The sequence below is a fragment of the Martelella endophytica genome (assembly GCF_000960975.1).
In the GTDB taxonomy this organism is placed as follows: Bacteria; Pseudomonadota; Alphaproteobacteria; order Rhizobiales; family Rhizobiaceae; genus Martelella; species Martelella endophytica.
In genome coordinates, this window is the sequence record NZ_CP010803.1 from 3,770,339 (window position 1) to 3,794,567 (window position 24,229).

Annotated in this window: 32 protein-coding genes; 9 read left to right on the top strand and 23 right to left on the bottom strand. The window is 59.8% G+C overall.

Translation table 11 applies throughout. The features are described from left to right. Complete coding sequence (locus tag TM49_RS17335) at nucleotides 1-252, bottom strand: spike base protein, RCAP_Rcc01079 family (protein ID WP_045683112.1); 252 nt, start codon at nucleotides 250-252, stop codon at nucleotides 1-3. A 391-nt stretch (nucleotides 253-643) separates the two neighbouring features. On the opposite strand from TM49_RS17335, the gene rnk reads away from it, so the two are divergent. Beyond that, nucleotides 644-1,063, top strand: a complete 420-nt coding sequence (gene rnk / locus TM49_RS23140; protein WP_082074793.1) for a nucleoside diphosphate kinase regulator — start codon at nucleotides 644-646, stop codon at nucleotides 1,061-1,063. Between the two features lie 133 nt (nucleotides 1,064-1,196). After that, on the top strand, nucleotides 1,197-2,093 hold the full coding sequence (locus TM49_RS17345) for a DMT family transporter (RefSeq protein WP_045683117.1): 897 nt from the start codon (nucleotides 1,197-1,199) through the stop codon (nucleotides 2,091-2,093). 125 nt (nucleotides 2,094-2,218) lie between these two features. On the opposite strand, the gene TM49_RS17350 is transcribed toward TM49_RS17345, so the two are convergent. From TM49_RS17350 to TM49_RS23145, 21 genes are all read right to left on the bottom strand, one after another. After that, on the bottom strand, nucleotides 2,219-2,683 hold the full coding sequence (locus TM49_RS17350) for a hypothetical protein (protein WP_045683118.1): 465 nt from the start codon (nucleotides 2,681-2,683) through the stop codon (nucleotides 2,219-2,221). After that, nucleotides 2,683-3,018 carry a head-tail joining protein gene (locus TM49_RS17355; protein WP_045683121.1) on the bottom strand — a complete coding sequence of 112 codons (336 nt, stop codon included), beginning with the start codon at nucleotides 3,016-3,018 and terminating at the stop codon, nucleotides 2,683-2,685. The genes TM49_RS17350 and TM49_RS17355 overlap by 1 nt, the downstream gene beginning before the upstream one ends. Next, the gene (locus TM49_RS17360) at nucleotides 3,015-3,464 is read right to left on the bottom strand and encodes a hypothetical protein (protein ID WP_045683123.1); all 450 of its coding nucleotides are present in this window, start codon (nucleotides 3,462-3,464) and stop codon (nucleotides 3,015-3,017) included. The genes TM49_RS17355 and TM49_RS17360 overlap by 4 nt, the downstream gene beginning before the upstream one ends. A gap of 60 nt (nucleotides 3,465-3,524) precedes the next feature. Beyond that, nucleotides 3,525-4,556 (bottom strand): major capsid protein, encoded by a 1,032-nt coding sequence (locus TM49_RS17365; protein WP_045683125.1) that lies wholly within the window; start codon nucleotides 4,554-4,556, stop codon nucleotides 3,525-3,527. Between the two features lie 40 nt (nucleotides 4,557-4,596). Next, complete coding sequence (locus TM49_RS17370; RefSeq protein ID WP_045683126.1) at nucleotides 4,597-4,953, bottom strand: head decoration protein; 357 nt, start codon at nucleotides 4,951-4,953, stop codon at nucleotides 4,597-4,599. Nucleotides 4,954-4,957: 4 nt separating this feature from the next. Further along, nucleotides 4,958-5,503 (bottom strand): hypothetical protein, encoded by a 546-nt coding sequence (locus TM49_RS17375; protein ID WP_045685408.1) that lies wholly within the window; start codon nucleotides 5,501-5,503, stop codon nucleotides 4,958-4,960. A 25-nt stretch (nucleotides 5,504-5,528) separates the two neighbouring features. Continuing rightward, nucleotides 5,529-6,413: a S49 family peptidase gene (locus TM49_RS17380; protein WP_045683129.1), complete on the bottom strand. Its 885-nt coding sequence runs from the start codon at nucleotides 6,411-6,413 to the stop codon at nucleotides 5,529-5,531. A gap of 4 nt (nucleotides 6,414-6,417) precedes the next feature. Next, nucleotides 6,418-8,175, bottom strand: coding sequence for a phage portal protein (locus TM49_RS17385; RefSeq protein ID WP_045683130.1), 1,758 nt, complete (start codon nucleotides 8,173-8,175; stop codon nucleotides 6,418-6,420). After that, nucleotides 8,172-8,405 (bottom strand): gpW family head-tail joining protein, encoded by a 234-nt coding sequence (gene gpW, locus TM49_RS17390; RefSeq protein ID WP_144409596.1) that lies wholly within the window; start codon nucleotides 8,403-8,405, stop codon nucleotides 8,172-8,174. Before gpW ends, TM49_RS17385 begins: the two co-directional genes overlap by 4 nt. Before the next feature lie 15 nt (nucleotides 8,406-8,420). Continuing rightward, nucleotides 8,421-10,475, bottom strand: coding sequence for a phage terminase large subunit family protein (locus tag TM49_RS17395; RefSeq protein WP_045683132.1), 2,055 nt, complete (start codon nucleotides 10,473-10,475; stop codon nucleotides 8,421-8,423). Next, entirely contained in the window at nucleotides 10,472-11,134 is a 663-nt protein-coding gene (locus TM49_RS17400) for a hypothetical protein (protein ID WP_045683133.1), read from the bottom strand. Before TM49_RS17400 ends, TM49_RS17395 begins: the two co-directional genes overlap by 4 nt. A gap of 141 nt (nucleotides 11,135-11,275) precedes the next feature. Next, nucleotides 11,276-12,016, bottom strand: a complete 741-nt coding sequence (locus TM49_RS17405) for a hypothetical protein (protein ID WP_052699912.1) — start codon at nucleotides 12,014-12,016, stop codon at nucleotides 11,276-11,278. 240 nt (nucleotides 12,017-12,256) lie between these two features. Then, nucleotides 12,257-12,892: a transcription termination/antitermination protein NusG gene (gene nusG, locus TM49_RS17410; protein ID WP_045683134.1), complete on the bottom strand. Its 636-nt coding sequence runs from the start codon at nucleotides 12,890-12,892 to the stop codon at nucleotides 12,257-12,259. Beyond that, nucleotides 12,889-13,620 carry a hypothetical protein gene (locus TM49_RS17415; RefSeq protein WP_045683135.1) on the bottom strand — a complete coding sequence of 244 codons (732 nt, stop codon included), beginning with the start codon at nucleotides 13,618-13,620 and terminating at the stop codon, nucleotides 12,889-12,891. The genes nusG and TM49_RS17415 overlap by 4 nt, the downstream gene beginning before the upstream one ends. After that, nucleotides 13,613-14,053 (bottom strand): hypothetical protein, encoded by a 441-nt coding sequence (locus tag TM49_RS17420; RefSeq protein ID WP_045683136.1) that lies wholly within the window; start codon nucleotides 14,051-14,053, stop codon nucleotides 13,613-13,615. The genes TM49_RS17415 and TM49_RS17420 overlap by 8 nt, the downstream gene beginning before the upstream one ends. After that, nucleotides 14,037-14,867 carry a YdaU family protein gene (locus TM49_RS22725; RefSeq protein ID WP_052699913.1) on the bottom strand — a complete coding sequence of 277 codons (831 nt, stop codon included), beginning with the start codon at nucleotides 14,865-14,867 and terminating at the stop codon, nucleotides 14,037-14,039. Before TM49_RS22725 ends, TM49_RS17420 begins: the two co-directional genes overlap by 17 nt. Further along, nucleotides 14,864-15,604, bottom strand: coding sequence for a hypothetical protein (locus TM49_RS17430; protein WP_045683138.1), 741 nt, complete (start codon nucleotides 15,602-15,604; stop codon nucleotides 14,864-14,866). Before TM49_RS17430 ends, TM49_RS22725 begins: the two co-directional genes overlap by 4 nt. Then, nucleotides 15,601-15,882, bottom strand: a complete 282-nt coding sequence (locus TM49_RS23505) for a hypothetical protein (protein WP_144409599.1) — start codon at nucleotides 15,880-15,882, stop codon at nucleotides 15,601-15,603. The genes TM49_RS17430 and TM49_RS23505 overlap by 4 nt, the downstream gene beginning before the upstream one ends. Further along, nucleotides 15,879-16,448: a hypothetical protein gene (locus TM49_RS22730; RefSeq protein WP_144409600.1), complete on the bottom strand. Its 570-nt coding sequence runs from the start codon at nucleotides 16,446-16,448 to the stop codon at nucleotides 15,879-15,881. The genes TM49_RS23505 and TM49_RS22730 overlap by 4 nt, the downstream gene beginning before the upstream one ends. A 1-nt stretch (nucleotide 16,449) precedes the next feature. After that, nucleotides 16,450-16,932 (bottom strand): hypothetical protein, encoded by a 483-nt coding sequence (locus TM49_RS17440; protein WP_045683140.1) that lies wholly within the window; start codon nucleotides 16,930-16,932, stop codon nucleotides 16,450-16,452. A gap of 172 nt (nucleotides 16,933-17,104) precedes the next feature. Further along, nucleotides 17,105-17,317 carry a transcriptional regulator gene (locus tag TM49_RS23145; RefSeq protein WP_045683141.1) on the bottom strand — a complete coding sequence of 71 codons (213 nt, stop codon included), beginning with the start codon at nucleotides 17,315-17,317 and terminating at the stop codon, nucleotides 17,105-17,107. An 83-nt stretch (nucleotides 17,318-17,400) separates the two neighbouring features. Here TM49_RS23145 and TM49_RS17450 point away from each other — a divergent pair, with 83 nt between their 5' ends. Together TM49_RS17450 and TM49_RS23150 are read left to right on the top strand one after the other, a co-directional pair. Beyond that, on the top strand, nucleotides 17,401-18,192 hold the full coding sequence (locus TM49_RS17450) for an XRE family transcriptional regulator (RefSeq protein ID WP_082074794.1): 792 nt from the start codon (nucleotides 17,401-17,403) through the stop codon (nucleotides 18,190-18,192). A gap of 386 nt (nucleotides 18,193-18,578) precedes the next feature. Continuing rightward, nucleotides 18,579-19,339 (top strand): IS5 family transposase gene (locus tag TM49_RS23150; protein ID WP_144409601.1). Its coding sequence is split into 2 segments (ribosomal slippage): nucleotides 18,579-18,906 and nucleotides 18,906-19,339, totalling 762 coding nucleotides; the frame shifts between segments, so codons are not numbered across the junction. A gap of 13 nt (nucleotides 19,340-19,352) precedes the next feature. On the opposite strand, the gene TM49_RS23510 is transcribed toward TM49_RS23150, so the two are convergent. Next, nucleotides 19,353-20,021: a hypothetical protein gene (locus tag TM49_RS23510; RefSeq protein WP_144409602.1), complete on the bottom strand. Its 669-nt coding sequence runs from the start codon at nucleotides 20,019-20,021 to the stop codon at nucleotides 19,353-19,355. 698 nt (nucleotides 20,022-20,719) lie between these two features. On the opposite strand from TM49_RS23510, the gene TM49_RS17465 reads away from it, so the two are divergent. The 5 genes from TM49_RS17465 (at nucleotide 20,720) to istB (ending at nucleotide 24,129) form a co-directional block, all read left to right on the top strand. Beyond that, nucleotides 20,720-21,145 carry a hypothetical protein gene (locus TM49_RS17465; protein WP_052699917.1) on the top strand — a complete coding sequence of 142 codons (426 nt, stop codon included), beginning with the start codon at nucleotides 20,720-20,722 and terminating at the stop codon, nucleotides 21,143-21,145. A gap of 2 nt (nucleotides 21,146-21,147) precedes the next feature. Further along, nucleotides 21,148-21,390, top strand: coding sequence for a hypothetical protein (locus TM49_RS17470; protein ID WP_052699918.1), 243 nt, complete (start codon nucleotides 21,148-21,150; stop codon nucleotides 21,388-21,390). Beyond that, nucleotides 21,377-21,880 carry a hypothetical protein gene (locus TM49_RS23810; protein WP_201777011.1) on the top strand — a complete coding sequence of 168 codons (504 nt, stop codon included), beginning with the start codon at nucleotides 21,377-21,379 and terminating at the stop codon, nucleotides 21,878-21,880. Before TM49_RS17470 ends, TM49_RS23810 begins: the two co-directional genes overlap by 14 nt. Before the next feature lie 114 nt (nucleotides 21,881-21,994). After that, entirely contained in the window at nucleotides 21,995-23,254 is a 1,260-nt protein-coding gene (gene istA / locus TM49_RS17480; RefSeq protein ID WP_045684868.1) for an IS21 family transposase, read from the top strand. Continuing rightward, on the top strand, nucleotides 23,251-24,129 hold the full coding sequence (istB, locus tag TM49_RS17485; protein WP_045680329.1) for an IS21-like element ISRel3 family helper ATPase IstB: 879 nt from the start codon (nucleotides 23,251-23,253) through the stop codon (nucleotides 24,127-24,129). Before istA ends, istB begins: the two co-directional genes overlap by 4 nt. Nucleotides 24,130-24,229 lie beyond the last annotated feature (100 nt).

The window sequence follows — 24,229 nt, forward strand, 5'->3', positions numbered from 1 at the left end:
TCACCAGAGCGCAACGATATCTTCGGCTGTCGTGCCGGTGGCTTTGACGCGGGCGAAGACGCCCAGGACATAACCGACGGGATGATTGCGGAGCGTCACTTCCGTGCCGCCCATCGTGATGCCGCAGATGTCTCCCTCGGTCCCGATGTAAAGCGTCGAATTCTGCGGCAGATCGGTGTCGTCATCCGGAACGACAGGCGCGCCGAAGCGAAAGGGCTGGTCGAGACCGCCCGGTTTTGAGGTGGGGTTCATGGGAATATTCCTTTTCCGTCGGGTTCTGACGAACCGTTGCTATCATTGTGTCTCTGAGTGGATGGAGACACGCGGCAGCAGCACGAACGCAATGTCAGACACTTCGACGCACCGCTCTCCAATCGAGTCAGCTTGACTTACGATCAGATCAGAGACACACCTGTGCACATGAACAACACGCGCGCCCATCTCCGCTCTCAACGAGTTTGCCTCATCGTAGGCAAATAGCCCCCGGCCTGGTCGCGTCGCGCCCCGGTCGAGGGGCATAGGCAAGTTTGCCACCAGGCGTTCATGCAAGCGCCGTTCAAGCGACACAAAATCCCCAGCTACAGAGACAACGATCGCTGCCGCGACGTTCATTTTGCTGAAGATCTCAGCAAGGAGATATTGCGTGCCAACCACTCAGAAAAAGTTACGTAAGCCGGCAATTGCTCTAACGAAGACTGATCACAAGCGCCTCTCGCTGCTTGCAGAACAATTTGCGGAGAAGAATGCCGATCTGGCCGATTTCCTTCTCAGCGAACTCGAACGCGCTCGCATTGTAGAAGACGAACGCATCACCTCCGATGTGGTGCGCATGGGATCGTCTGTTCATTTCACGACCGACCTCGGTGAAGACAGGGAAGTGACCCTTGTTTACCCCGCAAAAGCAGATATCGCTGAAGGCAGGATCTCTGTTCTCACTCCGATCGGCTCGGCGCTGATTGGGCTCAAGATCGGGCACTCAATTGACTGGTCCACACGAGACGGCCGGTTGTGCCGCTTGACAGTGAAAGCAGTCAGCCAATCGCAGGACGCAACGGTCCGCTAAGCCACCCGGTCTCGGGAAGAACATCGATGATCTGGCGGTCGATAAACGACCAATGGCCCCTGCTTCAACTGCGAACTGCCTTCTCGCAAAGCCCCCACCAATTGACGCTCTTTCGAGCGAGGACAGAGATCCAATGTCTGCCAAACTTAATCTCGATCAGCCGCGCAGCCGTGCGGAATTCACACAAGGCCTGATATGGGTCGCACTGAGCATGGCCGCCTTTATCGGAATGTCTGTCGGATCCCGTGAACTCGCGACGTCACTGTCCATCAGGCAAGTCCTGTTCTTCCGAGCTCTCGTCGGCCTGGGCATCATCATCATCTTGGCAAAACAATTCCTGCCCGAGCTAAGACAGGCAAAAATGGTCCGGTTACATATCTTGCGGAATGTCATCCATTTTACAGGACAATATTTCTGGACAATCGGCGTTGTGCTCCTGCCGCTGGCATCGGTCTTTGCCCTGGAATTCACAATGCCCATCTGGGTCGCTTTCTTTGCCTGGCTGTTCCTCAAGGAAAAGCTGACACGACCGCGTATGCTGGCCACGATGGGCGGTTTCATCGGCGTACTGGTGATTGCTCGGCCCGGCCTTGGAATGATCGATCCGGCGGCCGGTCTCGTATTGCTGGCAGCAGCATTCTACGCTTTGGCTTTGATCTGCGTGAAAGAGCTGACGCGCGAGTGCTCTCCCGGTGTGATTGTCGTATGGATGATTCTTATCCAGCTGCCGCTGGGTTTCATTGCCGCTCTGACAGACTGGCACCCAGTCAGTGTAGCAGATGCGCCATGGATGCTTCTTGCCGGCGTCGGTGCGCTCAGCGCTCATTTCTGCCAAGCGCAAGCGCTCAAAAGGCTCGAAGCATCCGTTGTGATACCGATCGACTTTCTTCGCGTGCCGCTGGCGGCAATCGTTGGGTACTACGCCTACGGAGAAGCCATCGACCTTTGGGTATTCCTGGGCGGAGCAATAATTCTTCTCTCAAACTACCAGGCCGTTCTCAGGGAACGCAGCAGATATAGCAAGCCGTAGTCCCTGCGCATCGTCGGCAGTCTGGTCGTCCTATGGTGTTCACCTCGAAAAGCTTCCAGAGACTGCCTCGATTTGACGATCACGCGCGAGTTTTCAGGACTGTGCCCTGAACTGAGAAACGCGCTTCAGGGCGCCTCAGCGCCCGGGGCCCCCGCCATGGTCTTGTAATCCGCCACAAAGGTCATCGCCCCGACCCCGAGCGCTATCCCGGTCGCGCGATCGATAAAGCTCCGACTTTCCGACAGCGTCAGTTCGATCACCAGCCCGTCGAGCTTGATCGCCTGCCCGAGGCCTGCCTCGATCAGAACAGCAATCCGGTCAAACTCGATATCCGGCTCCTCTGCCTGGAAATGCGCGATCACATCGATCGGTAGATGCCGGTCATAGCCAACCTCGCCGTTCGGCCCGGCGCAGGGCCGAACCTCCGCCGTCTCCTGATGCTCCGCCCATGTCACGGTCAGGGCCGGAAGCAAGCTCTCCCGAATGGCGCTGGTGCGGGCTCGCTTCACCTTGCCCTCGCCGGAGAACTCCGGAATGGCGGAGAGCCGCGCGAGGATCGCGTCAAAGATTTGCGTTCGAAGGTGCGCCATCAGATATCGCCTTTCAGCCAGAGCTTCAGCATCGCCCGCCCATCATCTGAGAGGTTCCTGATGCCATAGAACGTGCCATCAATATTGACGGTATCGCGTTCGCTCTCGAGCTCCTCCAGCCCCGTCGCCGGAACCGAAAGCACATGGGTGACGGCCTCGACATCCTGTCGGCCGAATTCATCGGCAAGCTCGAGTTCGCGCTTCTGCCGGAGGATCCCGCGCACCGGATCGGACAGCGCAACGCCATCGATGGTGAAGCGGCAATCGACATTACCGAACGTGCCGGCGAATGCATCGCCCATTGCGGCGAAGATCGCCGGCCGTTCGATCCTCATGCCTTGTCCTCCTCGTCATCATCTTCGTCATCGCCTTCGTTTTGGGCTGCCGCCTGAAGCTTCTTCAGTTCGTCGGCAAGCGTGGCATTGTCCTCGGCGAGCTGGTCGCGATCCTCGGTGAGGTCCTTCAGCTTGTCGTTCAGTTCGGTAATGCCCGCCTTCAGATCAGCAACATGCTTGCCGTCGTCGGTGGCTGCGGCCAGTGCGTCGCGCTCTTTGGTCAGCGCCTCGACCTTGTCAGCGAGTGCATCGCGCTCTTCGGTCAGAGCCGATACACGCTTGTCGACCGTATCGTCTTTCGGCTTGCGCCATTTCCCGAACACCTGTTCGAGGTTGTCAGCATCGGCTTCGCTGAGACCGTTTTTCGAGACCGGCACGTCCTCCCCAGCGGCATAGGACTTCGCTCCGATCTTCACCGTCGTGTTGAACTTCCGTGTATTTGCCATTGTTATCGCTTCCATTTCTGTCGTTAGATGTGGGCGGGTTTGTTACCCGCCCGGCACGGTTCAGCGAACGAGCGCAAACAGGCTGGCGTTCGGTTCCGGCGCGATCGGCAGCGGTGCGGCCTGCGTCTGGATGATGGTGCGCGAGGGGTTCTTCTCCCGCCACATATCGGGGAACCGCTCCATCGGCACGAGCGCCTGATCGTCCAGGATGGCGCCATAGCCGAAGTGCCCCATGAAGCCCTGCGGATCGAGAACGCCGACACCATAGGTGGGCCAGAAGTTGCTCTTTACCCCGCCGACCGTGTAGCCCTGCGAATACTGGATGAAGGTGATCTCGCCGATCTGGCCGAGAACGGCCGAGTACTTGCCTTCGGCGCCTGTCGACACCGGGCCGAACTCCATCGCGCCGGATGCCTGACGGCGGTTGTCGAGCATCTTCTGGAAACGCTCGGAGCGCTTCAGGAACGTCGCAGCCCCCGGCCCCAGCGTCACCTCGCGGGCGGTAAAGCCATCGGTGTTCGCCAGCAGTGCAATCCAGTCCTCGATATCGTCATAGGGATCGACACCGCTCTCACCCCAGCGGGCAGCACCCGACAGCGCGATGGTCAGCTCCGCGGCGCGCTGATAGTTGACGGTCTGGGTCGGGTAGTTCTCGCCCTCGACCACCACCTGCCCGGTGCGCAGAACCTCGGAACACATGTGCTCCTCGCGGCGCGTGATCCTCATGTCCTGATCATCGATGATCTGGGCGATGTTATATGCGTAGCGCTGTTCGGGCGAGACCGCACCGCCGATGTTCTCGCCAGGCATGCGGATCAGGTTACCGGAAGGCCGCAGCGTATTCTGCGGCTTCAGATAGGCGGGCTTCAGGCTGGTGGCCTGGAAGCCGCGATTGGCCGCATCCTTGCCCGGAACGTCCGGATGAACGAAGGGGGCAAGCTCGCGATCGGGCAGGATCCGGTCAAAGACGATTTCCTCCTGTTCGGAGAGAACCGTGGTACCAAAGTAACGATTGCGGAGAAAGGCTTCAGGCCGGTCGCGCGGCGGCAGAACCGTAACCAGTTCCGCCGTATTGAGAAGAAGTTCACTCATAGCATTGAATTCCTGTACGTTTCAGGATTGACGGAAAGGCTCAGTCGAGGGCGCGCACGTACAGAGCAGCGCCCTTGCGGCGGAAGGCCCGCTCGACACTGGCTGCATCATGGCCGGCGCCGATGGTGAGCTTCGAAGCATCGACGGCCGCACCGAAATAGGCCTGTGCATCGACATCGCCGCCGGTGGCATCCACGTCGAAAGCCAGAATGCAGCTGGGTTCTTCGGAACCATCGTCGGCGGCAGCGAGCGACAGCGTGTGTCTGCTGCTTGCGGTAATCTCGCCCAGCACCGCGCCACGGCTCAGGATCTGACCGCTGGCAATGGTGACGGTGCGAGTGATGACCTGGACGTCGCCGACGATCAGGTCATTGGGGGCAAAGCTTGCCGTTTCCATAGGATCAGTCTCCGGTGTTGCGGCGGCCATGCCGCGCGTTGATGGCGCCGCCGACAGCAGCCAGCAGCGATTTGCGTTCCGAGGTGGCAGACGGTGCACCGCCGGCGCCGAGCTTCGGGGTCTTGCCCGCCATGCGACCGGCAAGGCGATTGCCGCCGCTTGACGCCGACGGCGTCGAGGCATTCAGGATGGCGCTCGCTTCCTTCGCCGAATAAGCGGTGTTGAACGCCAGATGGTTGGCGAGCTCGGCATTGGCCGAAGCCTTCGGGTGGGTCAGGATCGCCTGGATCCGGGAGCGTTCATCGGCACGGGCCGATGCCTTGGCCGAAACCGGCTTTTCATCATCGCCTTCCGGATCATCGCCGGGTGCGCCCTCGCCTTCCGCGTCTGGATCGGTCTCTTCGCCTTCGGCATCCGGGTCCCGGTTTTCCTCTTCGAGCTCATCCGGCGAGGTTTCGTTCTCCGGATCGTCTTCCATCCGGTTTCCGGCCCTGCCGCCGCGCATGGCGGCGAGCACGCTCGCGGACAGGCCGCGCGTGACATTCGACATATCGATATCCTTTTGGTTGGTCGTTTCAGGCCGCACGGCCCAGTTCAGCCCCGAAGGCGGCAAGCACCTGTGAGGGGCGGGCAACAGCATCGGCAAGCCCTGCCGAGACCGCCTTTGCACCGCGATAGACACCCGCCTCCGAGGCCAGCGCCTGGTCCTTCGAAAGCCGCCCGGCGCGGAACCGGGCAACCGTCTCGGCAAATTCGACGCGCAGCTCTTCCAGTTCGGCAAGCTCGCGCGCCAGCACATCCTGAGGGATGGCCTCATAGGGATTGAGATCGGCCTTGTGTTCGCCGGCCTTCAGGATGGTGACGTTCAACCCTTCCTTCTTCAGCCAGCCGCTGACATCGACATGAACCGAGACCACACCGATCGAGCCGCAAAGCCCGGTCGAAGGCAGCACGATCTGCCGGGCGGCAGATGCCAGCAGATAGCCTGCCGAGCAGGCATGGTCTGTCAGCACCGCGATCGTCGGCTTAACCTGCGACAGTTCGAAGATTTTCTCCGCACAGTCGAAGGCGCCGGTCACCTCGCCGCCAAAGCTGTCGACCTCGATGACGACGGCCTTGATGCTGTCGTCCGCGCGGCAGTCATCGGCCTGGATACCGATCCCCTCATAGGAGGTCATGCCGCAGGATTTGCCGATCCACCGGCCCTTATTGACCAGCGAGCCCTCGATCTCGATCAGGCCGATGCCTTCCATCGGCCGATCGACACCGCGATAGGTCTTCTCACCCCACATGTCGGTGTCATCGCGCAACTTCTCGCCGATCAGTCCCATCTGCCCGGCATCCGCTTCCGGCAGGCCGAGGACACGCGGGGCAAACGCCCGGGCGATCGTGTCGGCCTTGGCCGGCTGCAGCATCAGCGGCGTGTTGAACATGCGGCTGGCGATTTCGGGATAGTTCATGCTCTCAGCCTTTCCTGCCGATTGCGGGAATGCCCAGCGGATGACGACGGGCAGAACGGGCGCTCTTCCGACCGTTCACGCTGTCCTCGATCTCGGTATCCTGATCGCCCTCATCGAGCGACGGGCCACTATTGTGGCCGGTCGTGTCGCTTTCGGCCTCCGCCGGGTGCTTCAGGCCGAGACTGCGGTAGTAGCGGGCCTCGCGTGCGAGCTGATCGGCATCCATCTTCCAGTCTCTGCCCTGCTCCGCCGATTCCTGCTGCAGCGTCGTGAGCTTACGGTCGAGCCGTTCGCCGGCTGCCTGCGCTTCCCGGAGAGGATCAATCCAGCCGCGGCCCGGGCCGATCCAGTCGGCATGACACCATGCCGCCGGGTTTTCTTCGAACGTGATGGCGCCTGCCGGCAGGTCGATCAGGCCGCTGTCAAAAATCTCTTCCAGCCAGGCCCGATAGATTGGCGCCATGAACTGGGAGGCAAAGCTGCTCTTCTTGGCAGTGAAGCCACGCCAGATTTCCAGAAGAGCTGCCCGCGCCGAGGAGTAGTTCACCTGGCTCCAGTCCATGGTGAGCTGCTCATAGGTGAGCCCCACGGCAGACGCGATCTTTCTCAGTGCCGCGTTGACGAACACCTCGAAATTGGCGTTCGGGTGCTCGGGCTTGGTCAGTTCCGCCTTTTCGCCGGGCAGCAGCGTATTGATCCGAACACCGGGAAGGTTGATCGGAGCGGCCCCATAATAGGCCTTCTGGGCTTCCGACATCTCGCCGTAGATCCTGCCCAGCGCCCCCTCGCCGCCATCGGCGTCGAGCGCTGCCATCATCTCTTCCGGATCGAACGGGGTTTCGATAAAGGCGGCCATGATCGCATTGAGCATCGCCGCCTGGCTTTCGAAGTCCTCGTAATCCGTGGATTGCTTGATGGAGCGCATGACCGGCGCCCAGTCGGAAGCCCCCCGCGTCATGCCCGGTCGTTTCGGATCGAAGGCATGAACAACGATCGGCCGGCCCCATTCGGTCGACCGCCTCACATATTCCCATGACCAGAGTTTCGTGTTTCCGGCATAGACATCGCCGGGATGGCTCTTGCGAAAGTGATAGCCAACGGGAGCACCGTAATCGTCGATCGCCACACCATCGCGCAGAAATTCGCTGTCGAGCGTGCCCTTCGGGTTCGAACACCGCGCCGGGTCGATCATATGCACCGCGGTCGAAAACAGCGGCGCATCCTCCTGCCAGACGATGACACCGAAGGCCTCGCCTTCAGGCCCGAAGCGGTTGCGCGCGGCAAGGCCGAGGATCCCGGCCATGTTCTTGGTGCGCTCTGCGTCGCACCACATATCGACATCCTGCGTATAGTCCCGCCACAAACCCTCAATTCTGGTGGCGATCTCTTCGGCCTGGTCGAAGGTCAGGTTGAGCGTCGTGTGGTTCGGCCGGGCGGCAAGCTTCCATCCGGCGCCGATGATGTTGTCGACAAGCCGCGACGTCCCGGCCGCACCCCAGCCGTCATTGCGGGCGACATCGTTGAGGCGATCAACCAGCGTCGAGCGAGAGACGCTCAGGGCCGACTGACCGGAATAGTTGCCGGCATGCCAGCCGGCAAAGCTCGGATGATTATAGGATGCACCCTGATAGGCTGCCCGCGTCACGGCCTCGCCCGACACGGTCGCGGCCATTTGCCGGTTGCGGGCAGCCTGCAGGCGGGCCGCATTGCGCACATCAGCGGAAAGCGGCCGGCTGTCTGGTCCGAGAAGTTCGACTGTCATCCGAAGCTCACTCCCCGCCCACGCGGCCGCGACGAGCGTCTGAGCCCGAGTTTCGTTTCGAGGTCGCGAATATAGGACCGAAGCGAGGCCCGATCAGCGCCGCTGTAAGTGACGCTCTCGCCGTCATAGGACAGCGTCACCGCATTCTGGCCGATCTCCAGCCTGTGAAGCGCAAGCTTCGCCTCGCCGAGCCGGGTTTCCAGCGTCAGCCGTTCGTCTGTCGAAACCATGATGTCTGTCCTGTGTTAGCTCGGCCGGGCGCGTTGCGCGGCCCGCTCGGCCCGACGCATCGCTGCCGCGACACGGTCGGAGATCCTGTTGTCAGGCGCGGCGGGTTTGGCTTCGCTGACGGCCTTCACCGCAACGGCCAGAGTGCCAATCAGATCCTCAAGATCGCCTTGTGCTTCCGGTTCCTGCCGGGCGAGTTCTTCCGCACGGGCATCCCATTCGTCATCCGACCAGTAGGGAACGTTCAGCCGGATCGCGGCCGCCCGTGACTGGTTGAGCATGTCGAGCACTTCGTTGCGCTGCCCCTCAGGCAGCTTCCACACCCAGCGGGGATAGCCGTTGCGGTCCTTTTCCTTGATCCGCACCTCGGCCGTTGCCTGCTGATAGAAGGTATCGCCGAGGCCGATCGCAAAGCTGATGAAGCCCGGTTGCTCCGGATCATCTTTTCGGAAGTCACGGTAGATTCCCATCTTCATCACCGAGGCGTTGAAGTTATAGAACCGCGTCGACCATTTCTGCTTCTTCGGCTTGCCGCGCTTGTCGTATTCGCGGACCTGACTGAGGAGCGGCGCGGCATCGCGGTTGTCACCACGGACCATGATCACTTTCGAGCGCGGATGACGCCGGGCCCAGAACCAGACATCCTCCGTATAGGCATTGCCGTCGATCGCGACACGGTCGACATCACGCATGCGCCCATTCTCATCCGGCCAGCGCTTGGCAATCAGCCGGTCAAGCGCCTCCATGACCTGGTATTCCGAGATATGGCCTGAGTGCTCGCGATAGCCCGGCAGGTGGCTGCCAGCCCGGCAGTCGATCACACCGTAGTCGATGACAGCACTTGTCTTGTTGCGACCCCAGCCTCTGAGCAGCCATTCGACGCGGTCGCCCTGGACGTCAATACCGATCGTCAGCGCCAGCATGCCAGCCGGCACGATGCCGCGGCGGAATCCGGTCTCCTCGGCGCGGTCGCGCAGGTCCTCCCAGGCGATCGCCTTGTTGTCGGCCTCAAACGCAAGGCCGAGCATATCGTTGAAGAACACCTGTTCGGCGCCGGCGCCCTTTTCCTTATCGTCGGCGCCACCGGCCTGCACCTTCAGCCAGGCCCGGGCAATCGCCTCCCAGCTTTCGAGCGGGGAATACGGCACCCAGATATGGAACGAGCGGTGATAGCGTGCCCGCTCCGGATATTTGGCCACCCACTTTGCGCCGTTTGCGGGATCCACCATCCATTGACGATGGTGTTCCCGGATCTCGCATCCGCAATGGACACAGACGAAGTGCGCCAGTTCGGGACGCTGCGGATCGAGGTGATCGCGCATGTTTTCCCATTCGAGCGGCTGCAGCTCGTGACAATGCGGACACGGCACATGGTAGCGTTCCTGTGTGCCGGCCAGATAGTTGGCAGTGATCCGACACCCCGGCGCAATCAGCGGCGTCGAGATCTTGAAGACCTTCCGGTTGAAGAATGCCTTCGAGCGGCTGTCGGCCTGGCTCTCCGGATCGCCCGCCTCGTTATAGACCCACTTTGCAAGGTCATCCTGCACCTGTGCGCGCGGCGAGATCATCGAGAGGCCCGCAGCCGAGTTGGCGCCCGCCGCCTGGACCGCGCCGCGTCCGTCGGTGCGTTCCTTGTAGAGGATCGAATTGCCGCCATCGCGGCCTGCTTCGGGAAACAGCGCCCGGACAGACACGGTTTCCCGCAAGAGCGGCATCAGTTTGGTCTTCGACCAGCGCGAGGCGTTTTCCTCGGTCGGATGGACGTACAGGAAATCGCAGGGGTCGAGGTCGAGCGTGCCGAGCAGGAAGATGTTCGCCAGCACCGTGCCGCCCACCTGGGCGGATTTGGCAAGCGAGACGATCGAGCACGGATCATCCGGCGAAAGTGCCCTCAGGATCTCGGAGAAGAACGGGAACATGTCTTCGCGGTAAGGTCCCGGAAACGCCGAGATCCGTTCGGAGAACACGATGTTCTTCTTCGCCCAGCCCAGATAGTCGACGGGAGGCGGTGGCTCGCAAGCATTCGCCAGCGCTTCGAACATCAGCCGCGCCGGATTGAACAGCATGCTCATGCGTCGTCGGCCTCTTCCTCAGTCAGTTCGGGCTCTTCGTCCCGGCGCACGCGAAAGGCCTCGGCAGCCTTTTGCCGGATGTCGCGCCACTTGCGGGTCAGCGTCTTCTGGATATCCCGCTGTGGCAGATTGAAGTCCTCGGCAAGCGCGCCGGCGAGATCGGGTATCCCCTGCTCCATCACCTTGAACGCCTCGGATGACGTCCGCCCGATCTCACGGCGGACATCCTCGGTTCGGGTATAGATTCCCTCCTCTGCCTTTTCCTGCCGTTCCATCTGAGCGGTCTTGTATTTCTGTTGCTGGAGCCGCTCCCGGGCGAGCTGCTCGGCGAGATCCTCTTCCTCGTCTTCGACGGGCAGCGGGCGCAACGGCAACTCCGCCGCTGCGCCCGCCCGCCGTCCGGCACGGGGGAAATCAGCCTGTCTCTTGCATGATGCTGTGGAGGCTTTCCCGTTGGCGCCGAAGCCTTGACAAGGATCGATGGTGAGGCCGAGCTGAGCGATCGCGACATCGGGGCGGATGCGGGCAAACCGGCCCTCGCCCTCAATCGCCCGGCCATGGATCTGGCCCGCGCTCAGATATTGCGAGACGCGGCCCGCCGAGACCGAGATCAGCGATGCGAACTCGGCCTTGCTCATGCTGTCCTGCATGGTTTCCATGGTGGCTAAACTCACCCAACTTTAATTTAGGCTTGGACTTTAGGCTTCTGTTTCGGGCTCAGACTGGCCAACCCGCGCGGTGCCAAATACCCGCATGGCCACGGGCCCAGGTAAGGACCCGCAGAATTTTGAGACGCGCGATCAACGCTGAGGGAAGACCGTCTTGAAGGCCCGGGCAAACGTCCGGTCCTTCTTCTGCCGAACCAGATCGGAAACGATCTCGTTGAGCTTCAGCCGTTCCGAATAGGACGTCGCCTTCACGAACAGGATGACGGGATAGAATTCTCGCTCGCCGCGTCCGGAGAACCAGACACCGGGAAACAGATCGGCCCTACCCTGCGGCACGAAGAACTGGTTGGGTTTGACCTTGCGTTTGGTGCGCTTCGATCCGGTCGAAACCCGCGAGGCACCGGCGGTGCGATAGTCGATCCTGAGATCCCGCATCACGCGGTTCAAAAAACCTTGTGTCATGTTGCCGTAACGGTCGAGCGGTGTCCGGTCAGCAGGCACCGCCACCTGATTGCGGGCCATCAGCCCCCGGCCGATCAGCTGTTCTTCGAACGACTTGTGCCTCCGCATGCCGCCATGGATTTCCGGGCCGAGATAGGCCGCAGCCGGCAGTCCGCCCTTGCGCCCCGATCCGCCGACAACGACGGCGGAAACCCGGCTGGCCTCGCTCGCCTTGTCGTAGACGATGCCGCGAATGGCCCGCTGCGTCGGCCGGTCGAACACGACCTTCATCTTCGCCCGCACCGCCCGCATGCCGTCATAGGCCAGCCAGTTCAGTGCCAGCACCTCAGCCTTCGGCAGGTCACGGCGCTGCACCGAGGTCAGCTTTGCCTCGAAGCGGGACAGGTCGATGTCGATATGGGCTGAGATCATGGGCAGAAAAACCTCTCTGCCCTGAAACGCGAAAGGCGGACCGCTCTCACGGTCCGCCTTTGACTGCCTCAAACGAGCGCGCACCCGCCCATCGGCACCAACAGAATACTATCACTTGGAGGGGAAAGACATAGCTCACGCTTCAGCCCTTAGTCGCATTGCCGATCGGCTATCGTAAGGGCGGGGTCCGGGCGTGAGAGCAGGCTCCACTGAGAACCGGATCAACCGGGCGCCATAGATTCACAGTTTTTCGAGCATTGCAAGGGGTAAAATCACCGGCGTCTTCTGGCCGAACATCTCGACCTCGACCACGACATCGCCCTTCCCCTGCCCGTTCGGCGTTATCACCACGGCATCGTTGCCGCCAAAAAGCCCCTCAGAAATCCTCACCAGTTCGCCCGCCCTCACGGTGATGCTGCACTCCCGATCCCAGTCATACCGCCCGCCGGATGCCTTGCCGATCAGGTCCTGCACGCGACCCGCCGAAACTGGGAAGGGACGCTCCCAGCCACCAAGCACCCCGACCACACGCTCAAAGCTCATCAACCCGCTCATCGCTTCCGCGGTCCCGGCAGTCCGCACCAGCACGTATCCGACCATCAGCACCTCGTCGACGGCCGGCAGAATGCGCCCGCGGCGCTTCCTCTGCTTGCCTTTGCGCATCGGCACGAGCACCTCCGCACCGCAGTCCCGAACGGCCTCGCCCGTTTCCTGCTCCCGCCCGGTCTGCACGCAAAGCACGTACCACGGCGCATCGTCCGGCAGCGCCTGCCCAAGCACTGCCCGCCCCGCCATGCGGATGCGCCGCATCCGGTCCTCGAATTTCTCCCGGAAAATCACAGTTTCGCCACCGCCGATGTGCTCGTCGAACCTCATTCCGCTGCCTCTCTCTGCCTCAAACCATCAAGCTTTTCGAAGAAAACCGAGAGCACGTCTGCGGGCGTTCCACCGTCGAGCCGCGGGAAGTAAACCCACTCCTGCCACCCTGTCTCCGGCAACCACGGCCAGCCGCGCCGCTCGTGCTCAGCCTGCCATTCGGTCCAGTTACCGCCGCCGACGCGAACCGCCTCGAAGTCCGTCGCCAGCAGTGCAATCTCACCGGAAACCCGCATGCCCTTGCCGGGGCTGCGCAACGCCTGCTCGTTCATCGCGTTGACGGCAGGCCAGCCCATCTTGCTCATCCGTTCGCGCCAAAGCGCCTTACGGTCAGCCCGGCCCTCGGCGATCTCCAGCTCCTGAAACCGCGTCAATGGCGGCATCCGCTCGCAGGGTGCACCGAGCCTTGCAAAGCGCTCCGCCATCCAGGCCTTGCCGAAGGTCGCCGCGATCACAGATCCTCCTGCGCCTTCCAGCCCCTCCGGCAGGCCCGTCCAGCGCTGTTCGCGCAGGTAGGTGCTTGCGGCAAACCGAACTGTCCGGCCGTTCATGGCCTCGAACGCCAGAAACGCCGGCAGCATCGTGGCAGCCGCGCCACGTTCTTCCGGCGTCAGCGCTTGCCATTCGGCAAACGCCCGTTCATCGCTGTCTTCACCGAAGGCCGGCCATTGCCGATAGAATTTCAGGAAGGCGCGGCGCACGGCCTTGCGGGTTTCGGCCTCAGTCATCGCCGCCTCCGCTGTGTGCCCCAAGCGCCTTGCCGAGCATCGCATTCACGGCAGCGACCTTGCGGCGACGGCGTTCGCGTTCTGCCGGGTCGATGTTTCGGTGCGCCCTCTCCGCCTGCCGTTCCCGGGCCGCTTCCGCCTTGTCGTGCTCGATACGCAGTAGATCGCGGTCATGCCGCGCGGCATCGTCCACCAATGCCGAAAGCTCGGCGGGCTTGGGCAGGAACGACTGGAATTTCGGGTATCGGCCCAACCTCAGGTTCTCGAAAACCCGGCGAAGCGCCCCGATGGGCTTGCCCCGCATCACCTCGGCGTAGAACTGCCCGGCCTTCTCGGCATTGACGCTGTCGGGGATCGCAAATCCACGGTCCATCAGGGCGTCGAGCATGATATCGGACTGCCTTTCGTTGGCCGGCTCAAGAGCCTTGCGCAACCTTCCAATCTCGCTGGGTGATGTCGATAATTTTACGATCTTCGCTGCCATCGTCCTGTCCCATCCGTTTGCGCAAACCGTCCCGAGCGCGCTGATTGTGATCCCTGATTTCGTCGCCACGTGATGGCTTGGCCGGCGATGCCCGGGCGCTCTGCTGCCGCTCCGCCATCCAGCCCGGCTCGAATCCCTGCCAGCCTCGGCCGATCATGGTTTCCGCCGCAGCATCCGGATCCGGCATCAGCGCAAACCGCTTCGCGAGCAGTTCTGCAGCCCGGACGGTCAGGTTTCTCCGCAGTGCTTTGCGATGTTCGATGACGGCGTCGGCAACCTCCGGCGACAACACATCGCAGAGAACCGATTTGGGCGATTTCTTTGGTGTTCCTTTAGGAACACTTTCTTTCTTAACTCTGGCTTCTGGCTTATGCATTGCAGCTGCATTGCAGGTGCTATGCATCTGCATGCTCGGGCCATTGTTTTCGTTATCTTTTTTCCAGCGTTTTTTCGCAGCCTGTTTTTTGTCTTCCGAACTTTTTCCGCGAAATTGAAATTCTTTTTCGACGCGGCGGTTCCAGAGACCACCCCTGTCATGGACGATTTTCCCGTCTTCCAGAAACACCTCGAGATACTGCGAAAACACCTTCTTCGTGCAGCCGCACTGCCGGGCAAGCCGTTCGTGGTTCTCCGTCAGGGGTTCGCCACGCTCATACATCAGCGCCAGCAGCGTGAAATACACACCCATTTCAGCCGCCTTCATCCCGCGCGTGGCGGAAAGCCAGTCAGACATGTAAAAGCGGACATACGGCATCTCGCTCATGACGCCACCTCCAGTACATCATTCAGGGCAGCGGCAGCCGACAAGGCCGCTCCGCCCCATTGGTCGGCCATTGCGCCGGCAATGCCCGGATATGTTCGTGATCTCAGCCGCCAGCGGTCAGGCCTCGGCGAGGCCCGATGCACGATCGACCATTTCTTGTGTTCGTCCGTGCCCGGTTTCGGCGGATCCAGCCGATCTGTTTCGGTCAGGGGCGGCAGCCCGCGCAGGTAAAACGAGGTCGCCTTGAACGCACGGTTGCCAAACCACCATGGTTGCACGGTCTGGGCCGGCTTCTGGTAGTTGACGATCCGCTCTTTGGCATGGCGGTGCATCACCGGGTTCTCAATCGCCACCCGATCGACCGGCGCATTCCAGCAGGCGGAGAACAGCGCCGCGCCTTCATCCAGCAACCGCCACATAATGGCCCGGCGCTCAGCCACGGAAAGAACTGGCCACGCCTGCTTTTCCGCAAGGGTCGCCTCGTTCGGCGCATTTTTCGGCGGGCCGGAAAGCCAGCGCACCCCGCTGTTGCAAAGCCGCGTGCACGGCGGATGCATCACGGCCAGCAGATCCCAGCCATCATCGAGAATGTCGCGGATATCGCAGACGATGTGCCGATTGCTTCCGTCTTCGGCCGGCAGAATGTCGCACGACCAGACATCGTGGCCGCATGCGGCAAAGGCGCGACGGACCACGCCGGAAGTCTCGCAGCCGACAAGCACTCGCAGCTCGGTCATCCCGTTGCCCTCCGACGCGCCCGCCAGGGCGGCAGCTCCTGCAGCAGCTCATAAATGCCCTCGGCAATCGCCGCGCATTTCCGCTTCTGTGGCCACGATAACTCTCCGGCGCCATTGGCGTCAGACATGCGTCGTTGCGCGATGGCATAGGCACGGGCATCGCCGGCCGAGATTCGCTCATTGCCGCAGCACACCGGGCAGCGGCGGCGGTCACCGGCCAGATAGCCCTGCCCCGCACAATGCGGGCAAAGAATTCGGGTAATCTTCACCGCGCTCACAGCCTGCACTCCCGAACGATCCGGTTCTGCTGAACGCCGATTTCCTCGGCACGGCGCTGCAGATCCAGCGCGGTATTGTGGAGGCGCTTGCCCTCCGCTTTGTGAGCCGCCAGCTCGGAGCGGAATTTCTCGTAGTCGGCCTTCCATTCCGAGTGGACGCGCCGGTATTCGGCGAGCTTCGGGTTTTCGTTGGCAGGCCCGAACATGAAATCGCGCACCTCCGCGACCCATGCGCGCGGCACGCCGAGATCCTGCGCCACCAGATCATCCGTCCACGGTGCGATATAGCCCTCGTCATCGTAGACATCGGCAATCTTGTCGGCGACGATGCGCCTGTCCTCGCGTTGCATCTGAGGCGGCGGTTCCGCCCGCTTGGCCGCCGTCATTGCCGTTTTCGTCTTTCGTGTCGCCATCGCTTCAGAACCTTCCGTCGTTGTCAGGTCGACGCAGGCAAACGGCCTGTCGTCGTAGTCATTGCCGCCGCAGCGGTTGCAAAAGGAAAAGCCGCACACTGAAATGATCCGGCAGCGGCTGGTGTCTCGCGGGCTTTGCATATCGATGGTCATCTCAAACCTCGCCTTCGCATCCATGCGTCTTGCTCTCCACGGCGTGAGCAACCCGCATGAAGTTCGCGTATTTTTCGAGGATTTCGGCCGCTTCGCGCGGATCGACCTTGCCGTCGGCAACGGCCTGGATCATGGATTGCGACAGCGCGTGGAAAGCTTCCTGAAATGCCCCGATATCGGCAATGTCCAGCCCGCCGCCGGCGCTATCGACCCCGTCATCGCGCACAAGCCGATATCCCAAGAGCCGCGCCATCTCGCTGACGATGACCGGCGCACCGGCCTCCATATCGGCCTCGACAGCAACGTCGATCGCCATCACGGTCTGGCCTTTTCGGCTGGGGTCATGGCTCCAGCACTTGGAAATCAGGCTCTGTTTCACCCGCGTGGAATATTGAAATTTCTCCGGCCCGCCGCCCTGCACGACCGAACGGCGGGAAGCCTCGCGCAGGCCATCGACAGCCCTCTGCGTGAGCAAACGCTCCATCACAGCACCTCTTTGTGAGAATGATTTCGGGGGAAGCATTCACGGCGGACGACCGATCGCGGTGCTATGCCAGAGAAGTCGAGAACAGAGACCAGATCGGAAATAGCCAACGGTGAAACGAGTAAGAGAGAACCCGAGTGCTTCGCCTGAATTGATAGCTGTTTGCGGGGTGTTAGCATTCGTCCTCCTCCATAGGAGGAGCGCCGAAGATATCCGGCCGCAAATGGTGGCGCGATATTCCGACGATGCGTTCGAGTTCGAGAACACGGCCAACAGGCACGCGTTTCCACTGAGAAACCGCCTGAGGCGAAACGCCGCCTATCGCCTTTGCCAAGGCTACCGGCCCGCCTGCCTTCTGCTTCGCGAGTTTACAAAAATGCTCCATACGGCACTTGTAAGCATTTCTTGCATTTACATGCAAGCATATCTTTCGATGAAAGATAAGCTTTCATCGGTCATAATTCTCCCATGATGACCAAACGGAAAATCGACAAAGCTCGCGGCGAGCGCATTCGGCACGTCCGATCTGAGATCCTGAAGATCGGTTCTCAGGAACAGTTCGCAAAGCTCTTGAGCCAGTACGGGACACCAGTCACGCGCGGGGCTGTTGGCAATTGGGAAACCGGAAAAGAAGTCGGCATCGAGAATCTCAGCCGGATATGCAAAGTGGCTCAAGTGAACCTGGATTGGCTCGCATATAATCGGGGCCAGCCGAAGGGATTGGCGATTGCTTCATTCGATCCGGACAGCCCAGACGATGATCCTTTCGAAGCAGGTTATACCCGTGAGCACTGGCAAGGGTCGCAAGAGGGCGCCATCCCCGAGATCGATGGCAAACTGGGAGCCGGTCAAGGGCAAGTCGGTGAAGTGATAAACCTTCCGGTCGGAAAAAACGCTATTTCCGGTCACGCAGTGAAAGCTGAATGGATACTACCGATCGAATACCTGAGAAATGAAGCCAAGGCCTCACCCGCAAAGACGATCGTCATGGAAGTTGTAGGTGACTCAATGTCACCAACCTACCAGCCCGGGGATCGTGTTCTCGTGGACCTCTCGCAAGACACCATGACTTCCGACACTGTCTACGCCATATCTGACGGAGAATCGGAGCCGCAGATCAAGAGACTGCAGCGCGTACCGTTTAGCTCGCCGACAGAGGTAATCATTATCTCCGACAACGAGAACCTTCAGGATTTCACGGTTGAATTGAATCGCCTGCAGATACTTGGTCGCATTTGCGGCGTTATCGCTCGCCGGTGAACAGATTTGCATGGTATCGCGATAGTGATGCGGCGAGTGGGCGATTTAAAATGAAGCATTCCGCGCCCTTCAGTCGGCCAACTTCCTAGCTGCAGGGAAGACTGTGCCCGGAAGCAATAGTGTCGATCAAGCTGCGAGTCTGGTTTCGTTGAAAGGCGGGCTTACTCGAAATTGCAAAAAAGGCACAATCTCATTGAAGGTACTCGAACAATCGCTTGCGGTGCAGGTTGCTGTATTGGGCTACCTCGCTGTCTTTTTCGCTTTCTTCCCGTTCGCTATAGACTCAAATTTGCTCATCACAAGCTACGTGCGGTCTAGGCCGTGTGGACTCTTGGTGTTTCCAAGTTTGAGCAAATCAGATTCAAGACTGTCTTTTGGAGGCAGTCATGGGTGTTTTGGATCGGTTGATCCTTCGGGATGATCAGTGGGCTCGGATATCGGCGCATATTATTGGCGATGATCGAACGCGTGGCTCGTCGGGCCGCGACAATCGGATGTTCGTGGAGGCCGTGCTTTGGATCGTGCGTACCGGCTCGCCGTGGCGCGACCTGCCCGAGGTGTTCGGCGAATGGAACAGTGTCTTCCGCCGCTTCAGCCGGTGGAGCCAGAAGGGTGTCTGGTGGCGCATGTTTGCAGCCATGTCGGACGATCCTGATTTCGAATACCTCATCGTCGATTCCACCATCATCCGCGCCCATCAGCATGCTGCGGGGGCAAAAAAGGGGCTGAAGATCAAGCCCTTGGTCGCTCTCGCGGCGGCCTGAGCACCAAGATCCACATGGCTGTGCGTGGCCTCGGATGCCCGGTCCGCTTTGAACTCACCGCAGGCCAGAAGGGCGATGCACCGCAAGCCGAGGCACTGATCGAAGGATTGCCCGCCGATGTCGTCATGGCCGACACTGCCTATGACAGCGATTATCTGCGTGAGGCTATCGCTGACAAAGGCGCTGTGGCAGTCATCCCAAGCAACCCATCCCGCGCGTGCAAATACCCGCTGGACAAAGACCTCTATGGTCTACGGTACTTGATCGAGTGCTGTTTCTCAAAACTCAAGCAGTTCCGCAGAGTGGCGACCCGATACGAAAAAACAGCCCGAAACTATCGCGCCGTCGTAACAATCGCCGCTATAGTCCTATGGATCAGATAACTGTCCACGCAACCTAGAGCTTTCTGGTGAAGCATGAAATCTTCGGATTTTCACCCGATGCATGAAAATCAATCGAGTTCACGTTTGCTGTGGAGACTTCTAGGATGAAGTCTGTGTCGGGAGCTGAGCCATCATTAAAAATATAAGGGTAGTGCGTGTGCCCCGTTAGTGTTTCTCCATTGCCTGTGATTATTGAGTATGTGCTGATCCCGCTTGCGCTAGCTGGCCCCGTAATTATCACTTTCTCATAGTATGGTGTTTTTATATCCGCGATACCGCCATACTCGTCTAATCTAGAAAATCCATCTACAACAACTGTCCTTGAAGTAGCCGTGCCGTCTATGATTTTAAGAAATCCCTTTGCCTTTATCGAAACGACATAATCACCATCAGAATTTAATATCGTTCCCTGCCTAAGGCTATTTACCTTACTTCCAAATTGGATATCTGAAAGAGATTTTCGTGATATACTCAGTTTATCACTTTTATCTATTTGAGCCGACAGCAGCCTTAAGTTGTCACAACAAATCATTATTATGATTCCAGGATCCCATCCTTTCGGTGCACATTTAACATTGAGATCAAATGTTAGGCTTCCCGTTGATTGATCGATATCGCCAAGCCCCGAAACTTCTAGGTATGCTCCTTCAATGACGCCAGTCATTAAATAGTCGACCTTCATAGAATTTTCCTTTCTCGTGTTTTCAATCCTATAATTGCAAGCCAATTGAATTATGCATTATTTTTCTAATTTCTCTAAGTTTTTTTCATACTGTTATTTTCGCAAATTATCCACATCATAAATAGAGCTACATTAACTTGAACTATATGATATATCTATGAAAATTGATATTCATCAAAACTGTAGCATCTACCATGTGGCCAACTAGTCTTCTGAATCTGAAGTGACGCAAAAACCTTTACGCAGCATTTCAGCCTAGTTGGCTATGCTCAAAGCTGAAGCCAAATGATGCGTCACGCTCTCCTGTTGTCGGCTTCTCAGCCCGTACCAGCAAACCCGCTGGAGACTTCCCTTCAAACAGGCGCAACGTGACAGCATTGCTTTCATTTTCAAACGCTGATATGAAAGCAAATCTTTCATAGCAGCGTACCAAAAGAGCATATGACCATCGACCACATTATCGGGTTCTTTTGCGGGACCTGCATTGCGATCACAGCCTACTCTTTGATTGGAGGTATCGCGATGCGTCGCTCCCTCAAGCGAACAGAAGCAAGCCTCTCCAACGAGAGGCCCAGAAACCGATGAGACCAGCTTCTGCCAAAGATCGCCTCAGCCGCATTCGCGAACTGGTCGCGAGCGCAGCCCCGATCGCCCATGTAACTTCTGATGTCGAAGGTCTCCACCTGGCGTCAGACAGCATGGAACCAGCCGAACGCGAAATCATCGGGACGATCCCGCAAGCGTGCCCAGTCTCAAACCGCGAACTATTGCTCAAGCATGTCGAGATACCGGCCGACCTGATCCGCATGATTGACGCAGCTGCCAAGCTCGACCGAAGGCGTCGGACCGAAATCGAACGCTTGCAGATGGAGCTGGAGGCAAGAGGCGGCAGGCCGGCAAAAAACTATGCCGCCGAATGCGCCATGAAATGCAGCGAACCCGCCTTCAAGGCGTTCATGGAAGCCCGGCACGCCCTCGCCCGCCCGCTGACAGACGATCGCGTCGCCGCGCGCGTGCGATCGGTCCTCGCCATTTCAAGCCGAACCGAGCTGAACACAAGCAACGAAGCCGCCGCGCGCTGGCGTGAGATGGTCAAAGACTTTGACGTATGGAGGAAAAGGTAGCCATGGGACGCAGAACCATTCCATTCACACTGGACGCCGTTAAGCGCGCCATCATGGCCGTCAAAGCCGCCGGCATTGATGTCCGCACTGTCAGTGTTCGCCCCGATGGCACGGTTGTCATCAACGGCGATAACGGGAATAATTCGGAAGACGATCTGGTCGATCGGTCTCAGCCGGAAAATCTGAATAGTCTGGATGACTATTTCGCATGGAGGGAGAAGGATGCACGTCGTGACAGAGCTTAAGGGCGTGCACAAGGTCAGGAAGAAACTGGCCAGCGGAAAGATCGTTTACTACTACTACGCATGGCGCGGCGGCCCGCGCATCCACGGGGATCCGAAAACGGAAAAGGACGCCTTCATCGCCCAGTATCGGCAGCATATGCTGACCGCATCGACTGATGGCGTCCTGACACTCGAAGGCCTGATCGACCTGTTCACCGGCTCGGAAAAGAAGCCGAATCCCGACTTTCTTGCGCTATCCGCGTCAACCCAGCGCGATTACCTGTATGCGTTCCGACTCATTCGACAGCGCTGGCCCCGCCTGCCCGCGCGCCTCACCCAGCAGCGCGGCATGAAGCGCGATATCAGGGACTGGCACCGATCATTTGCGAAAAACCCTCGGAAGGCGGACAAGCTTCTGTTCGCACTCTCCAAGGTTTTTTCCTATGCGATCAAGCACGAGTACATCGAAAAGAACCCTTGCTGTCATCGCCGGAGCAATACTCCCCAATAGTGCCGTTTGAATCTTCCCCATGCGCTGCTGCCGCCGGTCTTCCGGGGCGAGCCCCGGAAGACCGGCGGCGCGTCATCGCCGATACTTCTTCCGATGGTCGGAAGGGGGATTTTGGTGATCAAGCTGAGGGAGACAATTATGATACTGGATCTGCATCAACAGGGGCTGACGGTGTCGGCCATTTCCAGAGAAACGGGCATCGACCGCAAGACGGTGCGCAAATACATAGAGCGCGGCCTTGAGGCTCCAGCCTATGGCCCCAGAAAGCCTCGGGCAACGGTGATCGATCCGTTTGCTTCTTATCTGCGGGAGCGCGTGAAGGCCTACCCCGGCCTGACCGGGAGCCGGTTATTTCGAGAACTGCGCGAGCGAGGCTATAAGGGCGGCTACACCGCCGTGACGGATTTTCTTCGCGATGCGCGGCCTCCGGCCAGCCAGGGTTTCGAAGTGCGCTTTGAGACGCCGCCCGGCGAGCAGGCCCAGGTCGATTTCGCCCAATTTCATGTCATATTCACCGACGAACCAATGACGCCGAGGATTGTGTGGCTGTTCTCGATGGTGCTGGGGCATAGCCGCCTCATCTGGGCGCGCTTCGTCATGCATCAGAACCTGCCGACCGTCCTGCGCTGCCATATCGCTGCGTTCGAAGCCCTTGGCGGCGCTCCAAGGGAGGTGCTTTATGATCGGATGAAGACTGCCGTTATCGGCGAAGGGCAGACGGAGGGCATCATCTACAATCGTGCGCTCATCGATCTGGCACGCCACTACGGTTTCCATCCCAAGGCATGCAAACCTTATCGTGCCAAGACGAAGGGCAAGGTCGAGCGGCCGTTCCGTTATATCCGAGAGGACTTCTTCCTGGCCCGCTCGTTTCGCAATCTCGATGACCTGAATGCCCAGTTGCGGCACTGGCTGGACACTGTTGCCAATCCGAGAAAGCATGCCACGACCCTTCGCGTCGTCAACGAAGCCTTTGCCGAAGAGCGGCCGCACCTGCGGCCGTTACCGCTGGCACCGTTCAAATCCGTTCTCAAGCTTGAGCGCCGCGTGTCGCGGGAAGGCATGGTCAGCGTTGGTGGCAATGCCTATAGCGTCCCTGATGCCACGCGCAGTCGGACGGTTGAGGTCCATTCGTTCGCCGACGAGGTCCGGATCTTCGAGAACGGCACCCTGATCGCAGCTCATCCCGTCTTGGAGGGCCGTAAGCAGCGCCGGGTTCATCCGGATCATCGGCGATCCATTCACCCGCAACTCCGGCCGGGGGCACGGCAGGAATCCCATATTGTCAAACCCGCCGGCGACATCGTGCTCCAGCGGTCGCTCGCCTTCTATGATGCCGTTGGCAAGGTGCTGGCACAGGAGAACCGGCCATGAGCGCGACCCTCGATCCTGTTCCGTCGATGATCGACCGTATCCGTCATGATCTCGTCGGACTGAAGATGCCGCGCGCACTGGAAGCGCTCGACCATGTCGTGCGTCGCCTCGAACACGGCGAGCTGTCGGCACTTGAGGCCATCGATATCCTCTTGTCGGAGGAACTGACGCTGCGCGAGAACAGCCGCATCAAGACGGCTCTGCGCATGGGCAGACTTGCAACCATCAAGACGCTCGCCGGCTTCGATTTCACATTCCAGCCTTCACTCGACCGCGATCGCATTCTGACCCTGGCCCAGCTCGGCTTCGTCGACCGTCACGAAGCGGTGCATTTCCTCGGCCCTCCGGGAACGGGCAAGAGCCATCTCGCCACAGCGCTCGGCGTCGAAGCCGTGAAGGCCGGAAAGAGCGTTTACTTTACCACACTCGCAGACCTGATCGCTTCGCTTGCCAAATCTGAACGGGAAGGCAGGCTGCAGGAGCGCATTCGCTTCTTCTGCAGGCCGAGCCTGCTCATCGTCGACGAGATCGGCTATCTGCCGGTCGTCCAGGGCGGCGGCAATCTGTTCTTCCAGCTTGTCAACGCCCGCTATGAACGCGGCGCCATGATCCTGACGTCAAACCGCGGCTTTGCAGAATGGGGCGATGTCTTCGGCGATCCCGTCGTCGCAACGGCACTGCTCGACAGATTGCTCCATCATGCCGTCGTCATACAGATCGAAGGCTCCAGCTACCGGCTGCGGCAGCACGCTGAACTCATGCCGGAACATGTCCGCTCGAAAGCGCTGATCGCGCCGCCCGCATTCACACCACCTCAAAAGCCGCGAGGCCGACCCCCGAAAAATCCTCAAGCCATGTCGTCGACAGCGGCATAACTGGGGAATTTTACTTCGGCACTTCTGGGGAAATTTCACGCGGCATTGACACTTGCGCTGGCATAGACCGACTCTATCGCGGCTCAAGACGGGAATTCGT